General features: G+C 55.4%; 22 protein-coding genes. 10 read left to right on the top strand and 12 right to left on the bottom strand.

Translation table 11 applies throughout. The features are described 5' to 3' along the window. Position 1: 1 nt before the first annotated feature. The 11 genes from mraY to leuO form a co-directional block, all read right to left on the bottom strand. The gene (mraY, locus tag HMPREF3142_RS08815) at positions 2 to 1,084 is read right to left on the bottom strand and encodes a phospho-N-acetylmuramoyl-pentapeptide-transferase (protein WP_008807434.1); all 1,083 of its coding nucleotides are present in this window, start codon (positions 1,082 to 1,084) and stop codon (positions 2 to 4) included. Beyond that, complete coding sequence (gene murF, locus HMPREF3142_RS08810) at positions 1,078 to 2,436, bottom strand: UDP-N-acetylmuramoyl-tripeptide--D-alanyl-D-alanine ligase (RefSeq protein WP_012968939.1); 1,359 nt, start codon at positions 2,434 to 2,436, stop codon at positions 1,078 to 1,080. The genes mraY and murF overlap by 7 nt, the downstream gene beginning before the upstream one ends. Continuing rightward, on the bottom strand, positions 2,433 to 3,920 hold the full coding sequence (murE, locus tag HMPREF3142_RS08805) for a UDP-N-acetylmuramoyl-L-alanyl-D-glutamate--2,6-diaminopimelate ligase (protein WP_008807436.1): 1,488 nt from the start codon (positions 3,918 to 3,920) through the stop codon (positions 2,433 to 2,435). The genes murF and murE overlap by 4 nt, the downstream gene beginning before the upstream one ends. Then, complete coding sequence (locus HMPREF3142_RS08800) at positions 3,907 to 5,673, bottom strand: peptidoglycan glycosyltransferase FtsI (RefSeq protein WP_008807437.1); 1,767 nt, start codon at positions 5,671 to 5,673, stop codon at positions 3,907 to 3,909. The genes murE and HMPREF3142_RS08800 overlap by 14 nt, the downstream gene beginning before the upstream one ends. A 15-nt stretch (positions 5,674 to 5,688) precedes the next feature. Beyond that, positions 5,689 to 6,054: a cell division protein FtsL gene (gene ftsL, locus HMPREF3142_RS08795; protein WP_002888550.1), complete on the bottom strand. Its 366-nt coding sequence runs from the start codon at positions 6,052 to 6,054 to the stop codon at positions 5,689 to 5,691. Continuing rightward, a complete protein-coding gene (gene rsmH / locus HMPREF3142_RS08790; RefSeq protein ID WP_023297066.1) occupies positions 6,051 to 6,992 on the bottom strand; it encodes a 16S rRNA (cytosine(1402)-N(4))-methyltransferase RsmH in 942 nt (313 codons plus the stop codon). Before rsmH ends, ftsL begins: the two co-directional genes overlap by 4 nt. Before the next feature lie 2 nt (positions 6,993 to 6,994). Next, positions 6,995 to 7,453: a division/cell wall cluster transcriptional repressor MraZ gene (mraZ, locus tag HMPREF3142_RS08785; protein WP_012542858.1), complete on the bottom strand. Its 459-nt coding sequence runs from the start codon at positions 7,451 to 7,453 to the stop codon at positions 6,995 to 6,997. 640 nt (positions 7,454 to 8,093) lie between these two features. Further along, on the bottom strand, positions 8,094 to 9,098 hold the full coding sequence (gene cra / locus HMPREF3142_RS08780) for a catabolite repressor/activator (protein ID WP_070611999.1): 1,005 nt from the start codon (positions 9,096 to 9,098) through the stop codon (positions 8,094 to 8,096). A 180-nt stretch (positions 9,099 to 9,278) separates the two neighbouring features. Next, entirely contained in the window at positions 9,279 to 9,770 is a 492-nt protein-coding gene (gene ilvN / locus HMPREF3142_RS08775) for an acetolactate synthase small subunit (RefSeq protein WP_002888536.1), read from the bottom strand. 2 nt (positions 9,771 to 9,772) lie between these two features. After that, positions 9,773 to 11,497: an acetolactate synthase 3 large subunit gene (gene ilvI, locus HMPREF3142_RS08770; protein WP_008807441.1), complete on the bottom strand. Its 1,725-nt coding sequence runs from the start codon at positions 11,495 to 11,497 to the stop codon at positions 9,773 to 9,775. A 394-nt stretch (positions 11,498 to 11,891) separates the two neighbouring features. After that, complete coding sequence (gene leuO, locus HMPREF3142_RS08765; RefSeq protein ID WP_072121929.1) at positions 11,892 to 12,860, bottom strand: transcriptional regulator LeuO; 969 nt, start codon at positions 12,858 to 12,860, stop codon at positions 11,892 to 11,894. A 612-nt stretch (positions 12,861 to 13,472) separates the two neighbouring features. Between leuO and leuL the strand changes: the two genes are divergently transcribed. The 9 genes from leuL to aroD all read left to right on the top strand — a co-directional run bounded on the left by leuL (position 13,473) and on the right by aroD (position 23,653). Next, complete coding sequence (gene leuL / locus HMPREF3142_RS27645; RefSeq protein ID WP_004222662.1) at positions 13,473 to 13,559, top strand: leu operon leader peptide; 87 nt, start codon at positions 13,473 to 13,475, stop codon at positions 13,557 to 13,559. Between the two features lie 95 nt (positions 13,560 to 13,654). Then, the gene (leuA, locus tag HMPREF3142_RS08760; protein WP_008807443.1) at positions 13,655 to 15,226 is read left to right on the top strand and encodes a 2-isopropylmalate synthase; all 1,572 of its coding nucleotides are present in this window, start codon (positions 13,655 to 13,657) and stop codon (positions 15,224 to 15,226) included. Further along, a complete protein-coding gene (gene leuB / locus HMPREF3142_RS08755) occupies positions 15,226 to 16,317 on the top strand; it encodes a 3-isopropylmalate dehydrogenase (RefSeq protein ID WP_008807444.1) in 1,092 nt (363 codons plus the stop codon). The genes leuA and leuB overlap by 1 nt, the downstream gene beginning before the upstream one ends. A 2-nt stretch (positions 16,318 to 16,319) precedes the next feature. Next, positions 16,320 to 17,720: a 3-isopropylmalate dehydratase large subunit gene (gene leuC, locus HMPREF3142_RS08750; RefSeq protein ID WP_064166841.1), complete on the top strand. Its 1,401-nt coding sequence runs from the start codon at positions 16,320 to 16,322 to the stop codon at positions 17,718 to 17,720. 10 nt (positions 17,721 to 17,730) lie between these two features. Next, a complete protein-coding gene (leuD, locus tag HMPREF3142_RS08745) occupies positions 17,731 to 18,336 on the top strand; it encodes a 3-isopropylmalate dehydratase small subunit (protein ID WP_008807446.1) in 606 nt (201 codons plus the stop codon). A 397-nt stretch (positions 18,337 to 18,733) separates the two neighbouring features. Then, positions 18,734 to 20,767, top strand: a complete 2,034-nt coding sequence (locus HMPREF3142_RS08740; protein WP_016160290.1) for an oxidoreductase — start codon at positions 18,734 to 18,736, stop codon at positions 20,765 to 20,767. 11 nt (positions 20,768 to 20,778) lie between these two features. Next, on the top strand, positions 20,779 to 21,642 hold the full coding sequence (locus HMPREF3142_RS08735; RefSeq protein ID WP_008807448.1) for a shikimate dehydrogenase: 864 nt from the start codon (positions 20,779 to 20,781) through the stop codon (positions 21,640 to 21,642). A 10-nt stretch (positions 21,643 to 21,652) separates the two neighbouring features. After that, positions 21,653 to 22,867: an MFS transporter gene (locus HMPREF3142_RS08730; protein ID WP_064171252.1), complete on the top strand. Its 1,215-nt coding sequence runs from the start codon at positions 21,653 to 21,655 to the stop codon at positions 22,865 to 22,867. Positions 22,868 to 22,897: 30 nt separating this feature from the next. Further along, positions 22,898 to 23,653: a type I 3-dehydroquinate dehydratase gene (gene aroD, locus HMPREF3142_RS08725; protein ID WP_012968942.1), complete on the top strand. Its 756-nt coding sequence runs from the start codon at positions 22,898 to 22,900 to the stop codon at positions 23,651 to 23,653. Positions 23,654 to 23,690: 37 nt separating this feature from the next. Here the strand turns inward: aroD and HMPREF3142_RS08720 are convergent, their stop codons facing one another. Then, positions 23,691 to 24,587, bottom strand: coding sequence for a LysR family transcriptional regulator (locus tag HMPREF3142_RS08720; RefSeq protein ID WP_012542863.1), 897 nt, complete (start codon positions 24,585 to 24,587; stop codon positions 23,691 to 23,693). A 231-nt stretch (positions 24,588 to 24,818) separates the two neighbouring features. Between HMPREF3142_RS08720 and HMPREF3142_RS08715 the strand changes: the two genes are divergently transcribed. Further along, positions 24,819 to 26,129 (top strand): MFS transporter, encoded by a 1,311-nt coding sequence (locus tag HMPREF3142_RS08715; RefSeq protein WP_064171253.1) that lies wholly within the window; start codon positions 24,819 to 24,821, stop codon positions 26,127 to 26,129. Positions 26,130 to 26,162 lie beyond the last annotated feature (33 nt).

The raw sequence follows: 26,162 nt of genomic DNA, 5'->3' as shown, positions 1-26,162 counted from the left end.
ATTAACGTACCTTCAGCGTCGCCAGGCCAATCAGCACCAGCATCAGCGAAATAATCCAGAAGCGCACGATAACGCGCGGCTCCGGCCAGCCCTTCAGTTCATAGTGATGGTGAATCGGCGCCATACGGAAGATGCGCTGACCGCGCAGCTTAAAGGAGCCAACCTGCAGGATCACCGACAGAGTCTCCACGACGAAAACGCCGCCCATAATCACCAGCAGGAATTCCTGACGCAGCAGCACGGCGATAATGCCCAGCGCGCCACCGAGCGCCAGCGAACCGACGTCGCCCATAAAGACCTGCGCCGGATAGGTGTTAAACCACAGGAAGCCCAGACCCGCGCCGACAATCGCCGTACAGACGATCACCAGCTCGCCAGCATGGCGCAGATAGGGAATGTGCAGGTAGTTGGCGAAGTTCATGTTGCCGGTAGCCCATGCCACCAGCGCAAAGCCGGCAGCGACGAAGACGGTCGGCATAATCGCCAGGCCGTCGAGGCCATCGGTCAGGTTGACGGCGTTGCCGGTACCGACGATAACGAAGTAAGCCAGCAGGATATAGAGCAGGCCCAGCTGCGGCATCACGTCTTTAAAGAATGGCACCACCAGCTCGGTCGCCGGGGTGTCTTTCCCGGCCAGATAGAGCGCGAACGCCACGCCCAGCGCGATCACCGACATCCAGAAATACTTCCAGCGGGCGATCAGGCCTTTGGTATCTTTGCGCACGACTTTACGGTAATCATCAACAAAGCCGATGATCCCGTAGCCGATTAATACCGTCAGTACGCACCAGACGTACGGGTTGGAGGGGTAAGCCCACAGCAGAACGGAGACGGTGATCGCAGTGAGGATCATGATCCCCCCCATGGTCGGCGTGCCGCGTTTGCTGAAATGGGACTCCGGACCGTCGTTACGTACGACCTGGCCGAAGGAGAGTTTTTGCAGACGGGCGATCATGCGCGGGCCCATCCACAACGAGATGAACAGCGCGGTCAGCAGGCTGACGATGGCGCGAAACGTCAGATAAGAAAAGACGTTAAAGCCGGAATAATATTTGACCAAATGTTCGGCCAGCCATACTAACATGTCCCAGTCTCCTGTAATGCGCGTACTACCTCTTCCATGGCGGCACTACGTGAACCCTTCACTAAAATGGTCATTATCTTGTGCTCCGCCAGCAGCTCGCGCAGGCGAGCCACTACTGCGGCTTTATCATTAAAATGTTCGCCCACGCCGCTGGCGCGGCTGATATCCGCGCTCAAGGTGCCGACGCTGAGGACGCAATCCAGCCCCGCCGCTTTCGCTGCCTCGCCGACTTCGCGATGGCAGGCCGCGCTTTCCGCGCCAAGCTCCGCCATATCGCCGACCACCATCGCCCGGAAGCCGGGCATCTCTGACAGTACCTGCACTGCCGCGGTCATCGAACCAACGTTGGCGTTGTAGGAGTCATCCAGCAGCAGCTGGCTCTCCGTCAGCCGGATCGGGAACAGACGCCCCGGAACGGCCTTCAGCTGCGCCAGACCGGCTTTTACCGCCGCCAGATCGGCGCCTACCGCCATCGCCAGCGAGGTCGCCGCCAGCGCGTTAGCGATGTTATGGCGTCCCGGCAGCGGCAGCAGGACGTCAACGTTGCCGGTTGGGGTCTGCAGCGTAAATTCGGTACCGTGGCTGGTGATCTGCACGTTGGTCGCCGTGAAGTCGCTGTTGGCCGCATTCGGTGAGAAGCGCCACACTTTGCGATCGCCAATCACCGCCTGCCAGTTCAGCCAGTCGTTGTTATCAGCATTGAGAATGGCGATGCCGTTTTCCGGCAGACCGGTATAGATTTCGCCCTTCGCCTTCGCCACGCCCGCCAGCGAGCCGAAACCTTCGAGGTGCGCCGCAGCAAGGTTGTTGACCAGCGCGGCTTCCGGACGCGTCAGGCTGACGGTCCAGGCGATTTCGCCCTGGTGGTTGGCGCCGAGTTCGATCACCGCGTACTGATGCTCTTTAGTCAGGCGCAGCAGCGTCATCGGTACACCGATATCGTTGTTCAGGTTGCCAGCGGTATACAGTGTGTTGCCGCACTGGCTAAGGATCGCCGCGGTCATCTCTTTGACCGAGGTTTTACCGGACGAGCCGGTCAGAGCGACGACGCGGGTCGGTACCTGCTGACGCACCCAGGCGGCTAACTCGCCGAAAGCCTGGCGGGTATCTTTCACGATCACCTGCGGGAGATCGCAGGCCAGCGGACGGCTCACCAGCAGCGCGCCGGCGCCAGCTGCTTTCGCCTGTTCGGCAAAATCATGAGCGTCGAAACGCTCGCCTTTCAGCGCCACAAACAGGCAGCCCGCCGTCACTTTACGGGTATCGGAGGTCACCTCGTCGATAGCGATGTCGCTACCCTGCCGTTCGCCATGGGCGATCGCGGCGAGCTGGCTTAACGTAAAGCGAATCATGCTACCGCTCCCAGCAGACGCGCGACGGTGACGCGGTCGGAATAATCCAGACGGCGATTGCCGACGATCTGGTAATCTTCATGGCCTTTACCCGCCACCAGCACCACGTCGTTCTCTTTCGCCTGCATCACGGCGTTGGTGACCGCTTCCGCGCGGCCTTCCATCACCTTCGCATGACCCGCATCGAGCATGCCGGCCAGAATATCGTTGATAATCGCCCGCGGCTCTTCGGTGCGCGGGTTGTCATCAGTGACCACCACGATGTCGGCAAATTCTTCAGCGATAGCGCCCATCAGCGGACGCTTGCCTTTGTCACGGTCGCCGCCGCAGCCGAAAACGCACCACAGCTTGCCGCTGCAGTGCAGGCGCGCGGCCTGCAGCGCTTTTTCCAGCGCGTCAGGCGTATGGGCGTAATCCACCACCACGGCCGGTTTACCGGGCGCGCTGAACACTTCCATACGGCCGCATACCGGCTGTAAACGCGCTGCGGTTTTCAGCAGATCGGCCAGCGGATAGCCCAGCGCCAGCAGCGTCGCCAGCGCCAGCAGCAGGTTGCTGACGTTAAAGGCGCCCATCAGGCGGCTTTCGATTTCACCGTTGCCCCAGCTGGAGTCAAACTGAATGGTCGCGCCGCTGTCGTGATAGTTGACCGCGGTGGCCTTCAGCCAGCGGCCGTGGCAGTTCGGATTGATATGATCTTCCATCGACACCGCCACCGCATCCGGCAGCTTCGCCAGCCAGCGACGCCCCACTTCATCGTCAGCGTTGACGATGGCCTGGCCGCAATGGTGGGTCGAGTACAGCAGCCATTTCGCCGCTTCGTAGTGCTCCATGTCGCCATGGTAGTCGAGGTGGTCGCGGCTCAGATTGGTAAACACCGAGGCGGCAAACTGCAGCGCCGCCACGCGGTGTTGCACCAGACCGTGGGAAGAGACTTCCATCGCGCCGAAGGTTGCCCCCTGCCCGACCAGACTGGAGAGCACATGCTGAACATCTACCGCAGAACCGGTGGTATTTTCGGTCGGCACGACTTTATCCAGCAGGCCGTTGCCAACGGTCCCCATCACTGCGCTGGTTTCGCCGAGCAGCTTCGCCCACTGCGCCAGCAGTTGAGTGGTGGTCGTTTTACCGTTAGTACCGGTGACGCCCACCAGACGCAGCTGCTGCGACGGCTGATGATAAAAACGCCCGGCCAGCGCCGATAAGCGTTCGTTAAGCTGGCTCAGGTAAATAACCGGCACGCCGTGCATTTCACGGATCTCACCGTCTTCAGCCTCGCCCTGCGCTTCAGCAATAATGGCAGCCACACCTTGCGCTATCGCCTGCGGGATATAACGACGCCCGTCCGCCTGATGACCCTGTACCGCGATAAAGAGATCGCCGGAAGCAGCCACCCGGCTGTCCAGCGTCATCTCTCGCAGAATGCGCTCCGGTGCGTTTGGCACCCACGGAGCGAGTAGGTCGCGCAAATTACGATCTGCCACCTGTTCCCTCGCCTTGATTAATTACAAATTCACTTTTTTCGCCCGTTGCCAGCGCATCCGGCTCAATGTTCATGGTGCGCAATACGCCGCCCATGATGGCACCGAAGACCGGCGCGGAAACGGCGCCACCGTAGTATTTACCTGCCTGCGGGTCGTTGATCACCACCACCAGCGCGAAGCGCGGATGGCTGGCGGGCGCAACGCCTGCGGTGTAAGCAATATATTTGTTGATATAGCGGCCATCCGGCCCCACTTTTTTCGCCGTACCGGTTTTAATCGCGATGCGATAGCCTTTGATCGCCGCTTTCACGCCGCCGCCGCCGGGCAGCGCCACGCTTTCCATCATATGAACGACGGTACGAACGAGTGATTCCGGGAAGACGCGCTCGCCCGGAACCGGTGGATCAACCTTGGTAATTGACAGCGGGCGATAGATGCCATAGCTGCCAATCGTTGCGTAGACTCGCGCTAACTGTAACGGGGTTACCATTAGCCCGTAGCCGAAAGAAAAGGTGGCCCTCTCTATGTCAGACCACCGTTGTTTTTGAGGATATAAGCCACTGCGTTCTCCGACCAACCCCAAATTGGTCGCCTTTCCAAGCCCAAAACGTGAGTAAGTATCTACTAACGCTGAGGACGGCATCGCTAACGCCAGTTTAGAAACACCGACGTTACTCGACTTCTGTAGCACCCCGGTCAGGGTCAATTCGCTATAACGCGCCACGTCTTTGATTTCGTGGCCGTTAATTCGATAGGGAATGGTATTCAGCACGGTATTTTCGTTGACGATACCGCGTTGCAGCGCCGTCATCACCACCATCGGTTTCACCGTCGAACCCGGTTCGAATACGTCGGTGATAGCGCGGTTACGCATGGTGTCTTTCGCCGTACCGGCGAAGTTGTTCGGGTTATAGGAGGGGCTGTTGGCCATCGCCAGCACTTCCCCGGTGTTAACGTCCACTAACACGGCGCTGCCCGACTCGGCTTTGTTAAAGGCCACGGCGTTGTTCAGCTCGCGATAGACCAGCGCCTGCAGACGTTCGTCGATGCTCAGCGCCAGGTTGTGCGCCGCCTGGCTGTCGGTAGAAGAGATATCTTCAATGACCCGGCCATAGCGGTCTTTACGCACGATACGCTCGCCCGGCTGGCCGGTAAGCCATTTATCAAAGCTTTTTTCGACCCCTTCAATCCCCTGGCTGTCGACGTTGGTAAAGCCAATGAGGTGAGCAGTCACTTCTCCGGAAGGGTAATAACGACGGGACTCTTCACGCAGATGAATGCCCGGCAGCTTTAGCTTTTTGATGTAGTCGGCCATGTCAGGGTTTACCTGACGCGCCAGATAGATAAAACGCATCCGCGGATTGGTATTGATGCGCGTTGCCAGCTGATCCAGCGGCATATTGAGGGCGTCCGCCAGCGCCTTCCAGCGCGTATCCAGGGTGACCCCCCCGGCATCATGCAGCTCCTTCGGATCGGCCCAGATAGCCTTCACCGGTACGCTGACCGCCAGCGGCCGCCCGGAGCGGTCGGTAATCATCCCGCGCGCGGTAGACACTTCCTGGACGCGCAGCGAGCGCATATCGCCCTGACGCACCAGCATGTCGGGGCTGACCACCTGGAGCCAGGCGACACGACCCAGCAGGAAAGTCAGCGCCAGCAGAATACAGCCGCACAGCAACGCAAAACGCCAACTGATAAAGTTGGCCTGTTCTTCCTGACGCTTTGCTTTTGGCGTTTTTGGCGCTGCTTTCATCCGTCGCAATAATCCTTATTTCTGTACAACGATATTTTCTTGTGATGGATCGACGTGTTGCATCTGCAACTTCTCGGTCGCGATCCGCTCAACCCGACTGTGATCGCCGAGCGCGTTCTCTTCGAGGATCAGGTTGCGCCACTCGATATCCAGGGCGTCGCGTTCCAGAACCAGTTGTTCACGCTGCGCGGTCAGCAGGCGCGTATGGTGCGCGGTGGTGACCACGGTAATCGCCGTAATAATGATGCAAATGAACAGGCAGAGTGGCAGTTTCCCAAACCGCAGAAGGTCGTCCCCGATCACGCCAGGCAAAGCATGGCGCTCGTTGCTTCCAATCGACCCTTTAACCTTGCTTAAGGCCTCTGTCACTCTGCCGATCATGCGTTCGTCCTCTCTGCAATACGCAGCACTGAACTACGGGCACGTGGATTCTCTGCCACCTCTTCTTCGCCCGGCATCAACTTGCCTAGTGCTCGTAACTCACGGCCGCCCAGTTTTTTGAGCTGCGCTTCGGTCATCGGTATTCCCGCCGGAACCTGCGGACCGCGGCTTTGTTCACGCATAAAGCGCTTCACAATGCGATCTTCAAGCGAATGAAAACTAATGATCGATAGCCGCCCACCCGGGGCCAGCACGCTGAGCGAGCTTTTTAGCGCCTGCTCTATCTCCTCCAGTTCACTGTTTACCCATATGCGCACCGCCTGGAAGGTACGGGTCGCGGGATGTTTATGCTTATCTTTTACCGGCATCGCCGCAGCAATGACCTCCGCCAGCTCTTTGGTGCGGGTCATCGGTTCAATACGGTTACGTTCGACGATCGCGCGGGCGATACGTTTACCGAAACGCTCTTCGCCGAAGGTTTTAATCACCCAGGCGATATCGGCTTCTTCTGCCGTCTGCAGCCACTCGGCCGCGGACTGACCGCGCGTCGGATCCATGCGCATGTCCAGCGGCCCGTCGCGCATAAAGGAAAAGCCGCGTTCCGCATCGTCAAGCTGCGGGGAAGAGACGCCGAGATCGAGCAGAATGCCGTCGATCTTACCGGTAAGATCACGCTCGTCGACGTAGTCAGCGAGCTGTGAAAAAGGACCATGTACGATGGAAAAGCGGGGATCATCGATGGTTTTCGCGACGGCAATCGCCTGTGGATCGCGATCGATTGCCAGCAAGCGTCCTTCCGCTCCCAGCCGGGAGAGGATCAGGCGCGAGTGACCACCGCGGCCAAAAGTACCATCAATATAGATACCGTCTGGACGAATATTGAGGCCGTTGACGGCTTCATCCAGAAGTACCGTAGTATGTTTATAATTTTCCATCATTTTTATAAGGACAAATCCTGCAGGCGCTCCGACAGTTCACCGGTCGCGGACTGCTCAGCGTCGATATCTTCCTTGACCCGTTGATACCAGGTCGTTTCATCCCACAGTTCAAACTTATTAAACTGCCCGACCAGCATCACTTCTTTTGTCAGCCCGGCATGCTGCCGTAACACCGGCGCAATGAGCAATCGTCCGGCATTATCCATCTGACATTCGCTGGCATGACCCAGAAGCAAACGCTGTACGCGCCGCTCAACGGGATTCATGCTCGATAAACGCGACAATTTCTGCTCGATGATTTCCCATTCAGGCAATGGATAAAGCAGCAGGCACGGGTGATGAATGTCAATGGTGCATACCAATTGACCGGCAGCGTCCTCGATCAGCCCATCGCGATAGCGCGTTGGCACGGCCAGGCGGCCTTTGCTGTCGAGATTGACCAACGTTGCTCCACGGAACATGCCAGCCTCACCCCTTTTCGCCACTTTATCCCACAAATTCCCACCAGAAGGAGTTTACGGAGCGGAGGAAAAGCTTGTCAAGCCAGCACGGATGCCAACAGAGCTCAAAAACCCATTATTTACAGCCGACATTAGCCCTGATGAAAAAATCATCAACAGGCGAGGCAAATTAACGTTATGAATACGTGTAAGAAAATAACCAACAAACTCGTAACAGTTATAAACAACAAAATATCTTCGGCGGGAAAATATAAAGTGTCAGTTTGCGACGCGAGCGGCATTTTAGGCCATTATGCCGGTCGTTAACAGTACCTGTTGCTGGCTGAGGGGCGGACCAGACGCGGGATAGGGCAGAAGAGAAAGGCTGGGGCGTACAAAATGAGTGTTAATTCAGCAATTAACCTGGTGAATGTAACAAAATAATACAATTAAAGCCTGCGCAATCATTTTTTGTGTCCCGTTTTGAGTAACAAAACGATTGCCAGCGAATTAAACAAAATAACACGTAAAGAAGTTTAGGGATTTGTCTGAAATATATTCAGTTTTGCATTTTGGACGTCAATTGCCTGATTAATCGCCAAAGGCCTGCTTTCCGGCAGGCCCGCCAGGAATATTCCTGGGCTCTGGCGATATTGCGCGCTTAGCGGCGATTCAGGCTACCACGACGATAGAGATTACGGCGAATACGGCTCAGGCCCGGCTTTGGCTTGCGCGGTTCATCGAGGCTGGCGAGGACGATCTCCAGCACCCGCTCAGCGACATCGCGATGGCGCTGAGCCACCGCCAGCACCGGGCACTGCAGAAAATCGAGCAGCTCATTATCGCCGAAGGTGGCGATCGCCAGCTCGGAGGGCAGTTTGCCCTCACGGCGCAGCGTCACATCCATCACGCCCTGCAGCAACGGGAAAGAGGTAGTAAACAGCGCCTGAGGCATCGGATGGGTTTCAAGCCATTTCTCAAACAGCTGAGCCGCCGCTTCGCGCTCATAGCTGTTGGCATAGAGATAATGCACCTCGCGCGGATCGTCCTGCCAGGCTTTGCGGAAGCCCTGCTCGCGCAGGAAGCTCACCGACAGTTCCGGCAGCGCGCCGAGATAAAGTACCGTTTCGCCAGGGAAGGTCCGCAGCTCGGCAGCGAGCATTTCAGCGTCATCCTGATCAGCGCCGACCACACTGGTGAAATGCTCGCGGTCAAGGGCGCGGTCAAGCGCGACAATCGGAAACGGATCGTTAGCCCAGCGTTGATAGAAAGGGTGCTCCGGCGGCAGCGAGGTAGAGACAATGATAGCGTCCACCTGGCGCTGCAGCAGATGCTCAATGCAGCGCATCTCGTTATCGGGTTGATCCTCAGAACAGGCAATCAGCAGCTGATAGCCGCGCTGACGCGCCTGACGTTCGAGATAATTTGCAATGCGGGTATAGCTGGTATTTTCGAGATCCGGGATCACCAGACCGATAGATCGTGTGCGTCCTGCACGCAGGCCAGCGGCGACCGCATTCGGATGATAGTTGTACTCTCGCACCACAGCCATCACCTTTTCGACCGTTTTATCGCTTACGCGGTACTGCTTCGCTTTGCCATTAATCACATAGCTCGCGGTGGTTCTTGAAACACCGGCCAGCCGGGCGATTTCATCCAGTTTCACAATTGCCCCTTGGGTAAGAAGTGCCAAACATAACCATTATTCAGGTATGGAACCCTTTTTATAACATCTAAGCGCAGAATAGTTAGCGCAGCAACCGCTTTCGCTTACAGTTCCTACTGATTTCGCAAAAAAAAAGCCCGACAGTCGCTGCCGGGCTATTTTTGCATCAGTTCCCGATCCTCAGCGCATGATTTTATCACCGCGAGACAGGCCGACCACTCCGGAGCGAGCCACTTCCACGATCCGAGCGACATCGCGCAGCGAAGCCAGGAAAGCATCAAGCTTATCACTGGTTCCGGCGAGCTGAACGGTATAGATAGAAGGCGTCACATCGATAATCTGTCCGCGAAAAATTTCGGTGTTGCGTTTCACTTCTTCACGGCCATAGCCGCTGGCCTGAACCTTCACCAGCATGATTTCGCGTTCGACATGGGCCCCCTGCCCCAATTCGCTGACCCGCAGCACATCCACCAGCTTGTGCAGCTGCTTTTCAATCTGCTCGATCGCTTTTTCATCGCCCACGGTCTGGATGGTCATTCTGGAGAGCGTAGGGTCGTCCGTCGGCGCCACAGTCAGGCTTTCTATATTATAGCCACGCTGGGAAAAGAGGCCGATAACGCGGGACAATGCGCCCGATTCGTTTTCCAGTAATACCGATAATATCCGGCGCATAATCAGGTCCTCTCCGTTTTGCTCAACCACATCTCATCCATGCCGCCGCCGCGGATCTGCATGGGGTACACATGCTCACTGCCGTCGACGGTGACATCGACAAACACCAGCCGGCGCTGACGCACCTGCTCCAGCGCTTCAGCAAGCTTTGACTCCAGCTCCTGCGGCTCGCTGATGCGGATCCCGACGTGACCGTAGGCTTCCGCCAGACGCACAAAGTCCGGCAGCGATTCCATATAGGACTGGGAGTGGCGCCCGGAATAGAGCATATCCTGCCACTGCTTCACCATCCCGAGATAGCGGTTGTTGAGGTTAAGCACCAGGACCGGTAACTCATACTGCAGCGCAGTAGAGAGTTCCTGAATGTTCATCTGGATACTGCCGTCACCGGTCACGCAGACCACCATTTCGTCCGGCAGAGCCATTTTGACCCCCAGCGCAGCCGGTAGGCCAAAGCCCATGGTGCCGAGACCACCGGAGTTAATCCAGCGCCGTGGTTTGTCGAAGGGGTAATACAGGGCGGCGAACATCTGGTGCTGGCCCACATCGGAAGTGACGTAGGCATCGCCCTGGGTCAACCGCCAGATAGTTTCAATCACCGCCTGCGGTTTGATTTTATCGCTCTGGTCGTCGTAGCGCAGACAATGGCGGGCACGCCACTGCTCGATCTGTTGCCACCAGTCGCGAATGTCGTCCAGCGGCTGCTGCGTCTCTTCCTGGTCCAGTAGCTCCAGCATCTGCTCCAGTACCAGCCGGGCATCGCCGACGATCGGCACATCTGCCGGCACGGTTTTCGAGATCGAGGTCGGATCGATATCAATATGCAGCACCGTCGCGTTCGGACAGTACTTGGCCAGATTGTTGGTGGTCCGATCGTCAAAGCGGACGCCGACGGCGAAAATGACGTCCGAATGGTGCATGGTCATGTTGGCTTCATAGGTGCCGTGCATACCCAGCATCCCCAGCGCCTGCGGGTGCGTCGCCGGGAAAGCGCCAAGCCCCATCAGGGAGGAAGCAACCGGCAGCTTCAGCTTTTCCACCAGTTCACGCAGCTGGGGTTCGCAATGCGCATTGATCGCCCCGCCGCCGACGTAAACGACCGGCTTACTCGCCGCCACCAGGGTCTGCAGGGCGCGTTTAATCTGTCCCTTATGACCGCTGGTGGTCGGGTTATACGAACGCATACTCACCGCCTCCGGCCAGGCGTACGGCAGCTTTTTCGCCGGATTGAGAATATCTTTCGGTAGATCGACCACCACCGGTCCGGGGCGACCGCTGGCCGCCAGCCAGAAGGCTTTCTTCAGGACACCGGGAATATCTTCGGTCTGCTTCACCAGGAAACTGTGCTTCACCACCGGACGGGAAATCCCCACCATGTCGCACTCCTGGAAGGCATCGTAGCCGATCAGCGATGTCGCCACCTGCCCGGAGAGGATCACCAGCGGAATGGAATCCATATAGGCCGTCGCGATACCGGTGATGGCGTTCGTCGCCCCTGGTCCAGAGGTGACCAGCACGACGCCAACCTCGCCGGTCGCCCGCGCCAGGCCATCCGCCATATGCACTGCCGCCTGCTCGTGGCGAACCAGCACATGATCGATACCGCCAAGGGTATGTAACGCATCATAGATATCGAGGACTGCGCCTCCGGGATAGCCGAATACTTGCTTGACGCCCTGATCGACAAGCGATTGGACGACCATCTCGGCTCCTGACAACATCTCCATGGTTTGCCTCCAGGCTTATTGTTTTACGACAGCGGAACTCAATTTCCGCGCGCTCGCACGATGCGGAGGAGAGACCCTCCGCACTGAGGTGAATGGACTGCATGCCACTACCATAACTGCTCGCCAGCAGGCAGGCAATTCGCCGCAGGGGATGTGTTATCCCCGTAATAAGAAGAAAAGAAAGCGGAGAAGTGAAAATATGGTGGATTGCTTCAGAGATAAGAAAAGGGAATGGTAAATACTCGGAGAAAAGGCGTGATAGCAGGAATTGATCCATTTTTCACGAACCCAACGAATGCCTCGAACAGGTCAAACAGAACAAAATTCTGCATTATCGAATTTACATCATATAAAAAAAGGAGCCGAAGCTCCTTTTACCCTCGTTGCCATCGGCTCAGCGCTTGCAAATATCCACCAGCAGCTCTTCCATCCACTGATGGCCTTTATCGCGGCCAGCCGCTTCATGCCACGAGAGATAGCAGGTCCGGCTGTTAACCTTCAACGGCAAAGGTAATATTTGCAGGGCTAATTTATCGGCAAACTCATTGGCCAGCCAGCGCGGGGCAATCGCCACCATCTGAGTTTGCGATACCACGTTTAATACGCTGACCATCGCATTACCCTGATAGGCGATACGCGCCTGTTTATCGGCCGTGTCATACCACGGTAAACTGAATGAGGCATACCGATCGAGAGCCACCGTAGCATGCTCCTCACGATAAATATCCGCCTCCATCACCGGCCCGGAAATACGGGGATGGTTGCGACTGGCCACCAAAACCATTTCGTCTTTGAATAACGGGACGCAGGCAAACTCAGGGCGACGGAACTCTTCATAACCGATCACAAATTCCGTTTCCTGATAACGTAACTGATGTTCCGTATTTTGATTCAGCGCGGATTTAAAGACCAAATGAATATTGGGTGCGATCTCCGCAACTTTATTAAAAATAACCGACGTCAGGATGTTATCCAGCGGGCTGCAGACGCACAGATGGAAAACGCGCTCACTGCTTAGCGGTTCAAAACCGGAGCCCGGCAATTCGTTTTGGACCAGCTGCAGCGCCTGGCGCACAGAACCAAAAAGCTGATAGGCCCGCGCCGTCGGCTGAATACCGCGGCCATAGCGCACAAACAGCTCATCATTAAACATCACTTTCAGACGTGAAACCGCGTTACTCACCGCGGGTTGAGACATGCCGAGCGTATGGGCGGCACGGGTGATATTCTGCTCTTGCATAACCGCATCAAAAACGGTGAGCAGATTGAGATCAACCATCCGTAGTTGAGGTTTAACGACTTCCTGTCCGGGGGCTGATTTATATTCTGGAGTGTCAATTAACATATCTAATTCCGCCGTCACGATGAATTCCCTTTACTAAACCGCTATAATTAGCGTCGAAAATATCATTTATCATGCAAATGACATTTGCAAAATAGCAAAGGAGATTTTTAGGAATATATCAAGGCTATGAGTGGCAGTGAAAAAGCGGGACTACCAGGAAAATGAACCGCTCAAACCATACCGGTTACTTAATGATGATGAGTGTACCCATAATCCGTAAAAATAAAAACAACACCACTAGTTAACTGTAACTTAAGCAATAATAAAGTATTTTATTTTTAACCTCATAAAATTAACAACTGCTTATCATTGAAAAATAATCCGCTAATGAGCAAATACATTCATAAGGAAAATAAATATAATATTTTCATTCAGATAGCTTTTTTTGCCGCCTCGTTCACGGTTCATCGTGGCCGATGCGTTGAATGCAAAGCACTTTTTCAAATGAAACAATTGAGGACGCGCCTCCCTTTGTCCAAAATAGGATCTTCGGCAAAACAGGGCTTGCATCAGCACAATTTGCTAATTCACATCGAGAGCCAATAACGCTTTTTCCGTGCCAGGGGTTGACTTTAAAACGGCTATCCAGTAACTCTAAAAGCATAACGATTTCATCTGGAGTTTGACGCAATGATTCGCACCGCTCGTATCACCAGCCTACTACTACTAAACGCATGCCATTTGCGCGGTAGGCTGTTGGGCGACGTTCAGCGTTAAGTCATCTTCCAGCAAGACTATAAAACCCGCGCCTTGGCGCGGGTTTTTTTATGCTCGTCAACAAGGCGCCAGGACACAGACTAAGGATCCAAACCATGAGCCAGCAAGTCATTATTTTCGATACGACCTTACGTGATGGCGAACAAGCGTTACAGGCAAGCCTGAGTGTCAAAGAGAAGCTGCAGATCGCTCTGGCCCTTGAGCGTATGGGGGTCGACGTAATGGAAGTCGGTTTCCCGGTCTCTTCCCCGGGCGATTTTGAATCGGTGCAAAGTATCGCGCGCACCATCAAAAACAGTCGTGTTTGCGCTCTGGCGCGCTGCGTTGAGAAAGATATCGATGTGGCAGCAGAATCCTTAAAGGTGGCTGAAGCTTTCCGCATCCATACCTTTATTGCAACCTCGCCGATGCATATCGCCACCAAACTGCGCAGCACGCTGGATGAAGTGATTGAGCGCGCGATCTATATGGTGAAGCGGGCGCGCAACTACACTGACGATGTCGAATTCTCTTGTGAAGACGCCGGCCGCACGCCGATTGCCGATCTGGCTCGCGTCGTCGAAGCGGCGATCAACGCTGGCGCCACCACCATTAATATCCCGGACACCGTCGGCTACACCATGCCGTTCGAATACGCCAACATTATCAGCGGCCTGTATGATCGCGTGCCGAATATCGACAAAGCGATTATTTCCGTCCACACCCATGATGACCTGGGCATCGCCGTCGGTAACGCCCTCGCCGCGGTCCACGCCGGTGCGCGCCAGGTAGAAGGCGCGATGAACGGTATCGGCGAACGCGCTGGCAACTGTGCGCTGGAAGAAGTGATCATGGCGATCAAAGTGCGCAAAGACATCATGAACGTGCACACCAACATTAATCATCATGAAATCTGGCGCACCAGCCAGACCGTCAGCCAGATCTGCAATATGCCTATCCCGGCCAACAAAGCCATCGTCGGCACCGGCGCCTTCGCCCACTCCTCCGGCATCCACCAGGACGGCGTACTGAAGAACCGCGAAAACTACGAAATCATGACTCCGGAATCCATCGGCCTGAACCAGGTACAGCTGAACCTGACTTCCCGCTCCGGTCGCGCGGCGGTGAAACACCGGATGGAAGAGATGGGTTACCAGGAGAGCGATTACAACCTGGATCATCTGTACGACGCGTTCCTGAAGCTGGCGGACAAAAAAGGCCAGGTCTTCGATTACGATCTGGAAGCGCTGGCGTTTATCAACAAGCAGCAGGAAGAGCCGGAGCATTTCCGCCTGGACTACTTCAGCGTCCAGTCTGGCTCCAGCGATATCGCCACTGCTTCAATCAAGCTGGTCTGCGGGGATGAAATCAAAACCGAAGCCGCTAATGGCAACGGTCCGGTCGACGCCATCTACCAGGCTATTAACCGCGTGACAAACTACAACATTGATTTAGTGAAGTATGGCTTAAGTGCGAAAGGCCACGGCAAAGACGCCCTGGGCCAGGTGGATATCGTCGTTGACTACAACGGCCGCCGTTTCCACGGTGTTGGTCTGGCCACAGATATCGTTGAGTCGTCAGCAAAAGCCATGGTTCACGTGCTGAACAACATCTGGCGCGCCGCCGAAGTCGAAAAAGAATTGCAACGCAAAGCTCAGAATAAAGAGAACAATAAGGAAACCGTGTAATGTCGAAGAATTACCATATTGCCGTTTTGCCGGGTGATGGCATTGGCCCGGAAGTGATGAACCAGGCGATGAAAGTACTGGAAGCCGTGCGCCAACGTTTTGCCATGCACATTACCACCAGCCAGTATGACGTCGGTGGGGCGGCTATTGACCGTCAGGGGACTCCCCTGCCGCAGGCGACCGTCGCCGGATGCGAACAGGCGGATGCGATCCTGTTCGGCTCCGTCGGTGGTCCGAAATGGGAACACCTGCCGCCCGCCGAGCAGCCAGAGCGCGGTGCGCTGCTGCCGCTGCGTAAGCACTTCAAACTGTTCAGCAACCTGCGTCCGGCCAAACTGTACCAGGGGCTGGAGGAGTTCTGCCCGCTGCGCGCCGACATCGCTGCCAACGGCTTCGACATTCTCTGCGTTCGCGAACTGACCGGCGGCATCTACTTCGGCCAGCCAAAAGGCCGCGAAGGCAGCGGTCAGCATGAGAAAGCCTTTGATACCGAGGTGTATCACCGCTTTGAAATCGAACGTATCGCGCGCATCGCTTTTGAATCCGCTCGTAAGCGTCGTCACAAAGTGACCTCCATCGATAAGGCCAACGTCCTGCAGTCGTCCATTCTGTGGCGCGAAATCGTCACCGAGATCGGCAAGGAGTATCCGGACGTTGAGCTGGCGCATATGTATATCGATAACGCCACCATGCAACTGATTAAAGATCCGTCCCAGTTCGACGTGCTGCTGTGCTCCAACCTGTTTGGCGACATCCTCTCCGACGAGTGCGCGATGATCACCGGCTCGATGGGTATGCTGCCATCCGCGAGCCTTAACGAACAAGGTTTTGGCCTGTATGAACCAGCGGGCGGCTCGGCGCCGGACATCGCGGGCAAAAATATCGCTAACCCGATCGCGCAGATCCTCTCTCTGGCCCTGCTGCTGCGCTACAGCCTCGACGCTGACGAAGCGGCGACCGCCATTGAAAGCGCCATCAACCGTGCCTTAGAGGAAGGGGTTCGTACTGGCGACCTGGCGCGCGGAACGGCGGCGGTCAGTACTGATGAAATGGGCGATATCATTGCCCGCTATGTCGCAGAAGGGGTGTAATCATGGCGAAGACGTTATACGAAAAATTATTTGATGCGCACGTAGTGTATGAGGCGCAGAACGAAACCCCGCTGCTGTACATCGACCGCCATCTGGTGCACGAAGTGACCTCCCCGCAGGCGTTTGACGGCCTGCGCGCGCATGGCCGCCAGGTGCGCCAGCCGGGTAAAACCTTCGCGACCATGGATCACAACGTCTCGACGCAGACCAAAGATATCAACGCGTCCGGCGAGATGGCCCGTATCCAGATGCAGGAGCTGATTAAGAACTGTAAAGAGTTTGGCGTTGAGCTGTATGACTTAAATCACCCATACCAGGGTATCGTCCACGTCATGGGCCCGGAGCAGGGCGTCACCCTGCCGGGGATGACCATTGTTTGCGGTGACTCCCATACCGCCACCCACGGCGCGTTCGGGGCCCTGGCGTTCGGTATCGGCACCTCCGAAGTGGAGCATGTGCTGGCGACCCAGACCCTGAAACAGGGCCGCGCGAAGACCATGAAAATCGACGTGCAAGGCAAAGCGGCGCCGGGTATTACCGCTAAAGATATCGTGCTGGCCATCATTGGTAAAACCGGTAGCGCCGGCGGCACCGGCCATGTGGTTGAGTTCTGCGGCGAAGCGATCCGCGATCTGAGCATGGAAGGGCGTATGACCCTGTGCAACATGGCGATCGAGATGGGCGCCAAAGCGGGCCTGGTCGCGCCGGACGAAACCACCTTCAATTACGTACGCGGCCGTCTGCATGCGCCGAAAGGCAAAGATTTTGACGATGCCGTCGCGTACTGGAAAACCCTGAAAACCGACGATGGCGCGACGTATGATACCGTGGTGACGCTGCAGGCGGCGGAGATTGCCCCGCAGGTGACCTGGGGCACCAACCCGGGCCAGGTGATCTCAGTGACGGATAATATCCCCGATCCGGCGTCATTCAGCGATCCAGTGGAACGCGCCAGCGCCGAAAAAGCGCTGGCCTACATGGGCCTGAAATCCGGGATCCCGCTGACGGATGTGGCTATCGATAAAGTGTTTATCGGCTCCTGCACCAACTCGCGAATCGAAGATTTACGCGCCGCGGCGGAAATCGCTAAAGGGCGTAAAGTGGCGCCGGGTGTCCAGGCGCTGGTGGTGCCGGGTTCCGGTCCGGTGAAAGCGCAGGCGGAAGCGGAAGGCCTGGATAAGATCTTCATCGAAGCCGGCTTTGAGTGGCGCTTACCGGGTTGCTCGATGTGTCTGGCAATGAACAATGACCGCCTGAATCCGGGCGAGCGCTGTGCCTCCACCAGCAACCGTAATTTTGAAGGCCGTCAGGGCCGCGGCGGACGCACGCACCTGGTGAGCCCGGCAATGGCCGCAGCGGCAGCTGTTACCGGTCATTTCGCCGATATCCGTAATCTGAAGTAAGGAGACCATCATGGCAGAGAAATTTACCCAACATACCGGCCTGGTGGTTCCGCTGGATGCTGCAAACGTCGATACCGACGCGATTATTCCCAAGCAGTTTTTGCAGAAAGTGACTCGCACCGGCTTCGGCGCCCACCTGTTTAACGACTGGCGCTTTCTCGACGATAAAGGCCAGCAGCCGAACCCGGATTTTGTGCTGAATTTCCCGCAATACAAAGGGGCGTCAATCCTGCTGGCACGTGAAAACTTCGGCTGCGGCTCCTCGCGCGAGCACGCGCCGTGGGCGTTGACCGATTACGGCTTTAAGGTCGTGATTGCGCCAAGCTTTGCCGATATCTTTTACGGCAACAGCTTCAATAACCAGCTGCTGCCGGTGACCCTGAGCGACGAGCAGGTCGACGAGCTGTTCAAGCTGGTGCAGGCCAACCCGGGCATGACGTTTGAAGTGGATCTGGAAGCGCAGGTGGTTAAAGCTGGGGATAAAACCTACAGCTTTAAGATCGACGACTTCCGCCGCCACTGTATGCTCAACGGCCTGGATAGCATCGGCCTGACGCTGCAGCACGGAGAGGCGATTTCCGACTATGAACGCAAGCTGCCGGCGTTTATGAATTAACCTTCGGGCCCGGTCATTTGACCGGGCTTTTTAATTTTATCGCGGCGGAAATTGCGATCTCACGCACAAAAACCAATATTGATTCGCTGATTGTCAGGCCTTGACCCCACCCTGCCCCACACCATAAAGAAGAATCATTCCGCTTTCCTTCTCTTCCTCTTCGTTGTTTATGTATTATCCCTTCACTGCAAGTAAAAATAAGGCACGAGTGTTTAATATAAAAATATAAGAATGTGAAAGAAGCGTTAATCTCATAGAGAACCCCTATAGCTCAGAACAAAAAAAAACATTATTTTTCGATTTTTCCCCTCGCTATCTTTGCCCACAGAGAAATATTAACTAAGGACACGCCCGGGCCCCCGCATATCGGCCTCCCGGCCTCCTGTGGAGAGAAGAGATGAGCCACTATCCGCACCTTTTCAGTCCGTTGACCATCAACGGCATGACGCTAAAAAACCGCATTATCATGCCCCCTATGGGCACCAATATGGCCACGCTCAACGGCGAGGTCTCGCAGGAACAGCTGGAATACTATGAACTGCGGGCCAAAGGCGGCACCGGACTTATCACCATCGAAAACATCTGTATTGATTTTCCCTTTGCTTCCAACGGCACCACGCAGTTACGCATCGATAACGATCAATATATTCCGCGACTGTTTAAATTAACCGAGACCCTGCATAAACATGGCGCCTGCGTATCCATTCAGTTAAATCATGCCGGCGCTTCGGCGTACGCCTACCGCCTTGACGGCCAGACGCCACTCTCTTCCTCCACGACGCCCTCGAAAAAGCACGGAAATATTCCACGCCCGATGACGCATGAGGAAATTTATCATGCGGTAGAAAAATTTGGTGATGCCGCGGAGCGCGTTCGTCGCGCGGGTTTTGACAGCGTTGAAATTCATGCCGGTCATTCCTATTTAATTAGCCAGTTTTTATCGCCATTATTTAATAAGCGCACCGATGAATTTGGCGGCAGCGTCGAAAACCGCACCCGGATATTAAGTCTGATTATCGATAAAGTGCGCGCCTGCGTGGGGCCGCGTTTTCCGGTCAGCCTGCGCATCAGCGCCGACGACTTCCTCAAGGGGGGCAATACCCTCGAAGATTCCCTGCGCATCCTTGAACTCTGCCAGGATAAGGTCGATATCATCAACGTCTCTGCGGCGCAGAATGACAACCTGAATCTGCAAATCGACCAGATGTCGCTGGAGGATGGCTGGAAGCGCTACCTCTCCCGCGCGGTGCGCGATAAATTCCATAAGCCCACGGTCATCGCCGGCAATATTCGCTCACCACAGGTGGCCGAGGATATTCTCGCCAGCGGCGATGCCGACCTTATTGCCATTGGCCGCGGCCTGATTGCCGAGCCGGAGTGGGTGCAGAAGGTGCAAGGCGGTAAAGAGCGCCTGATGCGCAAATGCATCTCCTGCAATATCGGTTGCGCTGACCATCGTATCGCCCGCTCGCGCCCGCTGCGCTGTTCGATTAACCCGGACATCATCCACGGCGATGCCTACAAAATGCGCCGCGTCAGTCGCGAAACGAACGTGGTGGTCATCGGCGCTGGCACCGCCGGGATGGAAGCCGCCTGCACGGCGGCGGAAGTCGGTTGCCATACCTGGCTGCTGGAGGCGAAAAACCACGTCGGCGGCCTCGCCAGCGAAATCTCCCGCCTGCCGGAGAAAAAACGCATCGCTGATTTCCCGCAGTTTATGAAAAATCGCATCGCCTCGCTGGACAACCTGATGCTGCAGGTCGGCAAATGTGCCGACGTGGCCTCAGTTTCCGCCCTGCATCCGCATCTGATTGTCAACGCCACCGGCTCAACGCCGCTGCTGCCGCCCATTGAGGGCTTGCGGGAAAACATTGATACCGCGGACGGCAAAGTCTTTTCCATTACCGGCATGATCGACAACCTGGCGAAATTTACCGATATCGAGGGTAAACGTATCGCCGTCGTCGGCGCAGGCGCCGTTGGCCTCGACGTTATCGAATACTTTACGGCGCGCGGCGCGCAGGCGGTATTAATCGAAATGCAGGACGCCGCCGGTCGCGACCTCGACATCATTACCAAAAATGCCATGTTGACCATGCTCGACGAGCACCAGGTCGAACAGCACATGAATACCCAACTGATGGCAGTCGCTGCCGACCATTTCCGGGTGAAAAATACACAGCAAACCTTCGATATCCCCTTTGACTACGGCTTTGTCTGCCTGGGGATGCGCGCCAACCGGACGGGTCTCGACGAGATCGAGCGCTGGGCCAATGCCAATAACGTCAAAATCATGAATATCGGCGACAGCCTGATGGCGCGGCGCATTATCGACGGCATCCGCGAAGGCCGCAACGTGCTGGATACCCTGGAAGACATGGGTGCGCTGGGCAGTCGCGAAGCACAACGAATTCCCTTTCTAACTTATTGAGGATTTTTGTCATGGCAGAACGTATTACTGGACACACTGAGCTGATTGGCCTGATCGCCACCCCGATTCGCCACAGCATGTCACCCACCATGCATAACGAGGCTTTCGCCCATCTCGGGCTGGACTATGTTTATCTGGCTTTTGAAGTCGGTAATCAGGAGTTGAAGGACGTTGTGCAGGGCTTTCGGGCAATGAAGCTGCGCGGCTTTAATGTCTCTATGCCGAACAAAACCGAAATTTGCCAGTATCTCGATAAGCTGTCGCCGGCGGCGCAGCTGGTCGGGGCGGTCAACACCGTGGTCAACGACGATGGCGTACTGACCGGACATATCACCGACGGCACCGGCTATATGCGCGCCCTTAGCGAAGCGGGTATCGATATCATCGGCAAGAAGATGACCGTCCTCGGCGCCGGCGGCGCGGCGACCGCGCTCTGCGTCCAGGCGGCTCTGGATGGCGTGAAGGCGATCTCCATCTTTAACCGCCGCGATAAATTCTTCGCCAACGCCGAAGAAACGGTAGCTAAGATCCGCAACAACACCAACTGCGAGATCCATCTGTTCGATCTCGACGATCATGACAAGCTGCGCGCCGAAATCGACAGCAGCGTGATCCTGACCAATGCCACCGGCGTTGGCATGAAGCCGTTCGAAGGCCAAATGTTGCTGCCGAACGACAGCTTCCTGCGCCCGGATCTGATCGTCTCTGACGTCGTCTACAACCCGCGTAAAACCCACCTGCTGGAAGTGGCGGAGAAAAAAGGCTGCCGCACCCTGAACGGTCTGGGGATGATGCTGTGGCAAGGCGCGCGCGCGTTCGAAATCTGGACGGGTAAACAGATGCCGGTTGATTACATCAAGAGCATTCTGTTCTAAGAGGCGAATGATGAAAAATAAATACATCCCTACTGCGGCAGGGCTGTATCTCAACTACCTGATTCACGGCATGGGGGTGCTCTTAATCACCCTCAACATGGCCCATCTTCAGGAACAGTGGGGAACAGACGCTGCTGGCGTATCCATCGTTATCTCCTCGTTAGGTATCGGCAAGCTGGCGACCATTGTGACCGGCTTTTTGTCGGATCGCTTTGGCCGTAAGCCTTTTATTTATCTGGGGATCCTCAGCTATCTGATCTTCTTCGTCGGCATCCTGCTGACTAAAAATATCTATCTGGCCTACGCCTTCGGCATTATGGCGGGCCTGGCGAATAGCTTCCTCGACTCCGGAACCTATCCGGCGCTAATGGAGTCTTTCCCGCACTCCGCCAGCCGGGCCAACGTGCTGATCAAAGCCTTCGTTTCCGCCGGGCAGTTCCTGCTGCCGTTCATTATCAGCTTCCTGATCTGGGCGAATCTGTGGTTCGGCTGGTCGTTCGTCATTGCGGCGGGACTGTTTGTCCTGAGCGGCATCTACCTGCTCAAAATGCCATTCCCGGATAGCCAGTCGGCGAAAAAAGAGGAGGCCCCTACGGCGCAGGCGGAAGCAACTGCCCGGCCGCAGGCTAATAAGCTGGATATGGTGATCTTCACCCTGTACGGCTACATTGGCATGGCAACCTTCTATCTGGTCAGCCAGTGGCTGGCGCAGTACGGTCAATTCGTGGTCGGCCTGCCCTACGCCTCGGCGATTAAACTGCTTAGCATCTATACCGTCGGTTCGCTGGTCTGCGTCTTCGTGACCGCCGCCTTCGTCAAAGAGGTGTTCAGCTCAGCCATCGCCATGATCATCTATACTGGCCTGTCGATGATTTCGCTGCTGCTGGTGTGCCTGTTCCCGACGCCGATGATGGTCACCGGCTTCGCCTTTATCATCGGCTTTGCCGCCGCCGGCGGGGTACTGCAGTTGGGAGCAACAATCATGGCAATGAGTTTCCCGAACGGAAAAGGCAAAGCAACCGGGATCTTCTACACCGCCGGCAGTATCGCCAGCTTCACGATCCCCCTGATCACCGCAAAGCTTTCGCAGATCAGTATTGCCAGCATTATGTGGTTTGATTTTGCAATCGCCGTGATCGGCTTTGTGATCGCCCTGTACATCGGCTATCGTCAACTGCAGGCTCGGGCGGCGCAAAAAGTGTCCCGCACCGCAGTCACCGCCTGAGGTTCAACGCGAACAATAATGGATACCTACATGACAAATGCAGTAACCGTAAAGAACATCACCTTTCAGGAAGGGGAAACCCTCATTTGTGTACCGCTGATCGGCAAAACCCTCGATGAGATACTGGGTAACGCCCATGGTCTGGTCGATGCCGGCGCCGATATTATCGAATGGCGCGTTGACCACTTTACCCAGGTCAGAGACATGACCCAGGTGATGGCCGCGCTGGCGGAAATCCGTGGCGCGCTGAAAGCGCTCCCGCTGCTGTTCACCTTCCGCAGCAAGAAAGAAGGTGGCGAAACCGAGATCAGCGACGAAGCGTACTTCGCGCTCAATCGCGAAGCCGCGCGCAGCGGACTGGTTGATGTTATCGATATCGAGCTATTCAATGATGAAGCGCAGATCCGCGCGCTGGTTGACGATGCGCATGCCGCGGGCGTCAAGGTGATCATGAGTAATCATGATTTCCACAAGACTCCCGCTCAGGAAGATATTATCTATCGCCTGCGCCGCATGCAGGATCTGGGCGCCGACCTGCCGAAGATCGCGGTGATGCCGCAGTCGCCGCAGGACGTTCTGACCTTGCTTGCCGCTACGCTGACCATGAAAGAAAAATATGCCACTCGCCCGCTGATTACCATGTCGATGGGCAAATCCGGTGGCGTTAGCCGGGTTACCGGGCGCTTATTCGGCTCGGCGATGACCTTCGGTACCGTAGGACAGGCTTCTGCGCCAGGACAGATCGCCATCGCCAAACTACGTGAAGTGATGGATATTCTCTCCTGATGCCCGAATGGCCCGGAGGCGATCTCCGGGCCATCCGCTAACAGAGATTCTGGCTGTCGTGGATAACCACATTTTTAAATGACTGTAGCGCCGGGGAAAGTAACCGATCTTTCATTGTCGCCAGATAGATATAGCGTGGGGGGATGGTGTTTTTAATCTTCAGGATGTGAACGTTGTAATAGGAGAGCGCGGAGATCCGCGGCATAATCGCGATCCCATAGTCAATACTGACCAACCCGGCCATCGCGGTATCCTCATCCACGTAGCAGGCGATCTCCGGCACCAGCTTTTGCTGCATAAACACATTATCGATAAATGGACGTAAACCGCTATTCTCTGAAAAATAGATATAGGGATAATGAATCGTCTCTACCAGATCGACCTCATGTTCATACAGGCGGGCCAACGGATGATCCTTCGCCGTGACCACCACCAGCTCCTGCTGAATAACAGGAATAAAATCGATATCCGGCTCATCCGCAATATAAGAGCAAATCGCCAGATCGACTTTGCCAGCTTTCAGCTCCTGCAATAGGGTCAGCGATGTCCCCTGAGTAAAAGAAAAAGTAACGTTGTGACATTCAGGTGAAAGAGAATATTGATTAATTAACTGCGGAACAACATATTCGCCCATCGTGTAAATAAAGGCGATGCGAATATTCTCTTTATTCTCGGCGCCATTTTTTTGTAATGTCATCCGGCCATTCTCCAGCGAAGCCAGCGCATCTTCGACATACGGCAAAAAACGCTTGCCGTTTTGCGTAATTTTAACGTTCCGTCCCTGTCTGGCGAACAGCGCGACCCCTAACTCCTTCTCCAGCTCCGATATCGCATGGCTTAGCGAGGGCTGGGTGATGCACAGACTGGAGGCGGCTTCGGTGTAATGTTCGGTTTCAGACAGACGTTTAAAATAATAAAGTTGCTTTAGGTTCATTATTTTTGCCCGTATAATATAAGAATAAATGCACTGACGCTAATATACCATGCAAGCCACCAATAATGTGCGGGAGCGGGTAAATATCGGCGTTACATCAAATATTCTTTTGTGAAGCGTATGAATGTGCAACAAAGCGTTGCCATTCATAGATACTATCTATAGTTCCTGGAGATGTTTTTGCATGTGCGAATATATGCAAAAATATTTTAAACTTTAAAGGAACTCGCTATGAGTATGTCAAACTCTCAGGAAGTCCTCACTTCCTCATCGGGGACGAAAAAAAGAAGCCGCGTTCGGATAGTTATTTTACTGCTGTTGTCCGTCGGAACGATGATCAATTATCTCGATCGCACCATCCTGGGTATTGTCGCCCCACAATTAACCCAGGAAATTCATATCGATCCAGCGATGATGGGCATCATTTTCTCCGCCTTTGCCTGGACCTATGCGCTGGCGCAGATCCCTGGCGGGGTATTTTTAGACCGTTTTGGTAACAAGCTCACCTATGCCCTGTCTATTTTCTTCTGGTCGCTGTTTACTCTGCTGCAAAGTTTTACCCTCGGGCTGAAAACCCTGCTCCTCCTGCGCCTGGGGCTTGGCGTCAGCGAAGCGCCCTGCTTTCCGGCCAACAGCCGCATCGTCAGCACCTGGTTTCCCCAGCATGAGCGCGCGCGGGCGACGGCAACATATACAGTTGGCGAATATATAGGGCTGGCCGCTTTCTCGCCGCTGTTATTTTTAATCCTCGAACACCATGGCTGGAGAACGCTGTTTTTTCTCACCGGCGGATTAGGTATTTTATTTACGTTGGTGTGGTGGCGTTTTTATCACGAACCGCATGAATCACGCACGGCTAATAAATCAGAGTTGGATTACATCGGCGCAAACAACATTAACAATAAAATCCAGAACGTTCCATTTAACTGGCGTGACGCCAGGCGTCTGCTGGGCTGTCGTCAGATCGTAGGCGCCAGTCTGGGCCAGTTTGCCGGGAACACCACGCTGGTGTTTTTTCTGACGTGGTTTCCCAGCTATCTTGCCAACGAGCGCCATCTTCCCTGGCTTCACGTCGGATTTTTCGCCACCTGGCCCTTCCTCGCCGCCGCGATCGGCATCCTCTTCGGCGGCTGGATCTCGGACCGGTTGCTGAAGCGAACCGGCTCCGTCAACATCAGTCGAAAGTTACCAATAATTTCCGGTTTACTACTGTCCAGCTGTATTATTGCGGCAAACTGGGTAAGCGCTAACAGCACCGTAATCATTATTATGTCGGTGGCGTTTTTTGGCCAGGGAATGGTCGGTCTGGGCTGGACCTTAATTTCTGATATTGCCCCGGAAAATATGGCAGGCCTCACCGGCGGCATATTTAATTTTTGCGCCAATATGGCATCCATTATTGCGCCACTGATAATTGGCGTGATTATCTCCGCAACGGGTAATTTCTTTTACGCGCTGATCTACGTCGGCCTGACGGCGCTGATCGGCGTGATTGCCTACATTTTTATCATCGGCGATATCAAGCGTATCGTCCTGGAGTAGTCAGCTTGCCCCGGCGACGCGGCTCGCCGGGGC

Origin of the sequence: Klebsiella sp. HMSC16C06, assembly GCF_001808325.1 — a bacterium.
GTDB lineage: Bacteria > Pseudomonadota > Gammaproteobacteria > Enterobacterales > Enterobacteriaceae > Klebsiella > Klebsiella variicola.
The sequence above is the reverse complement of the archived record's forward strand: the minus strand, read 5'-3'. Positions and strand labels throughout refer to the sequence as shown.

Coding starts and splice junctions, on each gene's coding strand:
- leuA (WP_008807443.1), top strand. CDS start 13,655: ATGAGCCAGCAAGTCATTATTTTCGATACGACCTTACGTGATGGCGAA.
- murF (WP_012968939.1), bottom strand. CDS start 2,436: ATGATTCGCTTTACGTTAAGCCAGCTCGCCGCGATCGCCCATGGCGAA.
- HMPREF3142_RS08735 (WP_008807448.1), top strand. CDS start 20,779: ATGGCAGAACGTATTACTGGACACACTGAGCTGATTGGCCTGATCGCC.
- leuC (WP_064166841.1), top strand. CDS start 16,320: ATGGCGAAGACGTTATACGAAAAATTATTTGATGCGCACGTAGTGTAT.
- ftsL (WP_002888550.1), bottom strand. CDS start 6,054: ATGATCGGCAGAGTGACAGAGGCCTTAAGCAAGGTTAAAGGGTCGATT.
- HMPREF3142_RS08740 (WP_016160290.1), top strand. CDS start 18,734: ATGAGCCACTATCCGCACCTTTTCAGTCCGTTGACCATCAACGGCATG.
- leuB (WP_008807444.1), top strand. CDS start 15,226: ATGTCGAAGAATTACCATATTGCCGTTTTGCCGGGTGATGGCATTGGC.
- HMPREF3142_RS08720 (WP_012542863.1), bottom strand. CDS start 24,587: ATGAACCTAAAGCAACTTTATTATTTTAAACGTCTGTCTGAAACCGAA.
- aroD (WP_012968942.1), top strand. CDS start 22,898: ATGACAAATGCAGTAACCGTAAAGAACATCACCTTTCAGGAAGGGGAA.
- leuL (WP_004222662.1), top strand. CDS start 13,473: ATGATTCGCACCGCTCGTATCACCAGCCTACTACTACTAAACGCATGC.
- HMPREF3142_RS08800 (WP_008807437.1), bottom strand. CDS start 5,673: ATGAAAGCAGCGCCAAAAACGCCAAAAGCAAAGCGTCAGGAAGAACAG.
- mraZ (WP_012542858.1), bottom strand. CDS start 7,453: ATGTTCCGTGGAGCAACGTTGGTCAATCTCGACAGCAAAGGCCGCCTG.
- HMPREF3142_RS08730 (WP_064171252.1), top strand. CDS start 21,653: ATGAAAAATAAATACATCCCTACTGCGGCAGGGCTGTATCTCAACTAC.
- ilvI (WP_008807441.1), bottom strand. CDS start 11,497: ATGGAGATGTTGTCAGGAGCCGAGATGGTCGTCCAATCGCTTGTCGAT.
- leuD (WP_008807446.1), top strand. CDS start 17,731: ATGGCAGAGAAATTTACCCAACATACCGGCCTGGTGGTTCCGCTGGAT.
- HMPREF3142_RS08715 (WP_064171253.1), top strand. CDS start 24,819: ATGAGTATGTCAAACTCTCAGGAAGTCCTCACTTCCTCATCGGGGACG.
- rsmH (WP_023297066.1), bottom strand. CDS start 6,992: ATGATGGAAAATTATAAACATACTACGGTACTTCTGGATGAAGCCGTC.
- ilvN (WP_002888536.1), bottom strand. CDS start 9,770: ATGCGCCGGATATTATCGGTATTACTGGAAAACGAATCGGGCGCATTG.
- mraY (WP_008807434.1), bottom strand. CDS start 1,084: ATGTTAGTATGGCTGGCCGAACATTTGGTCAAATATTATTCCGGCTTT.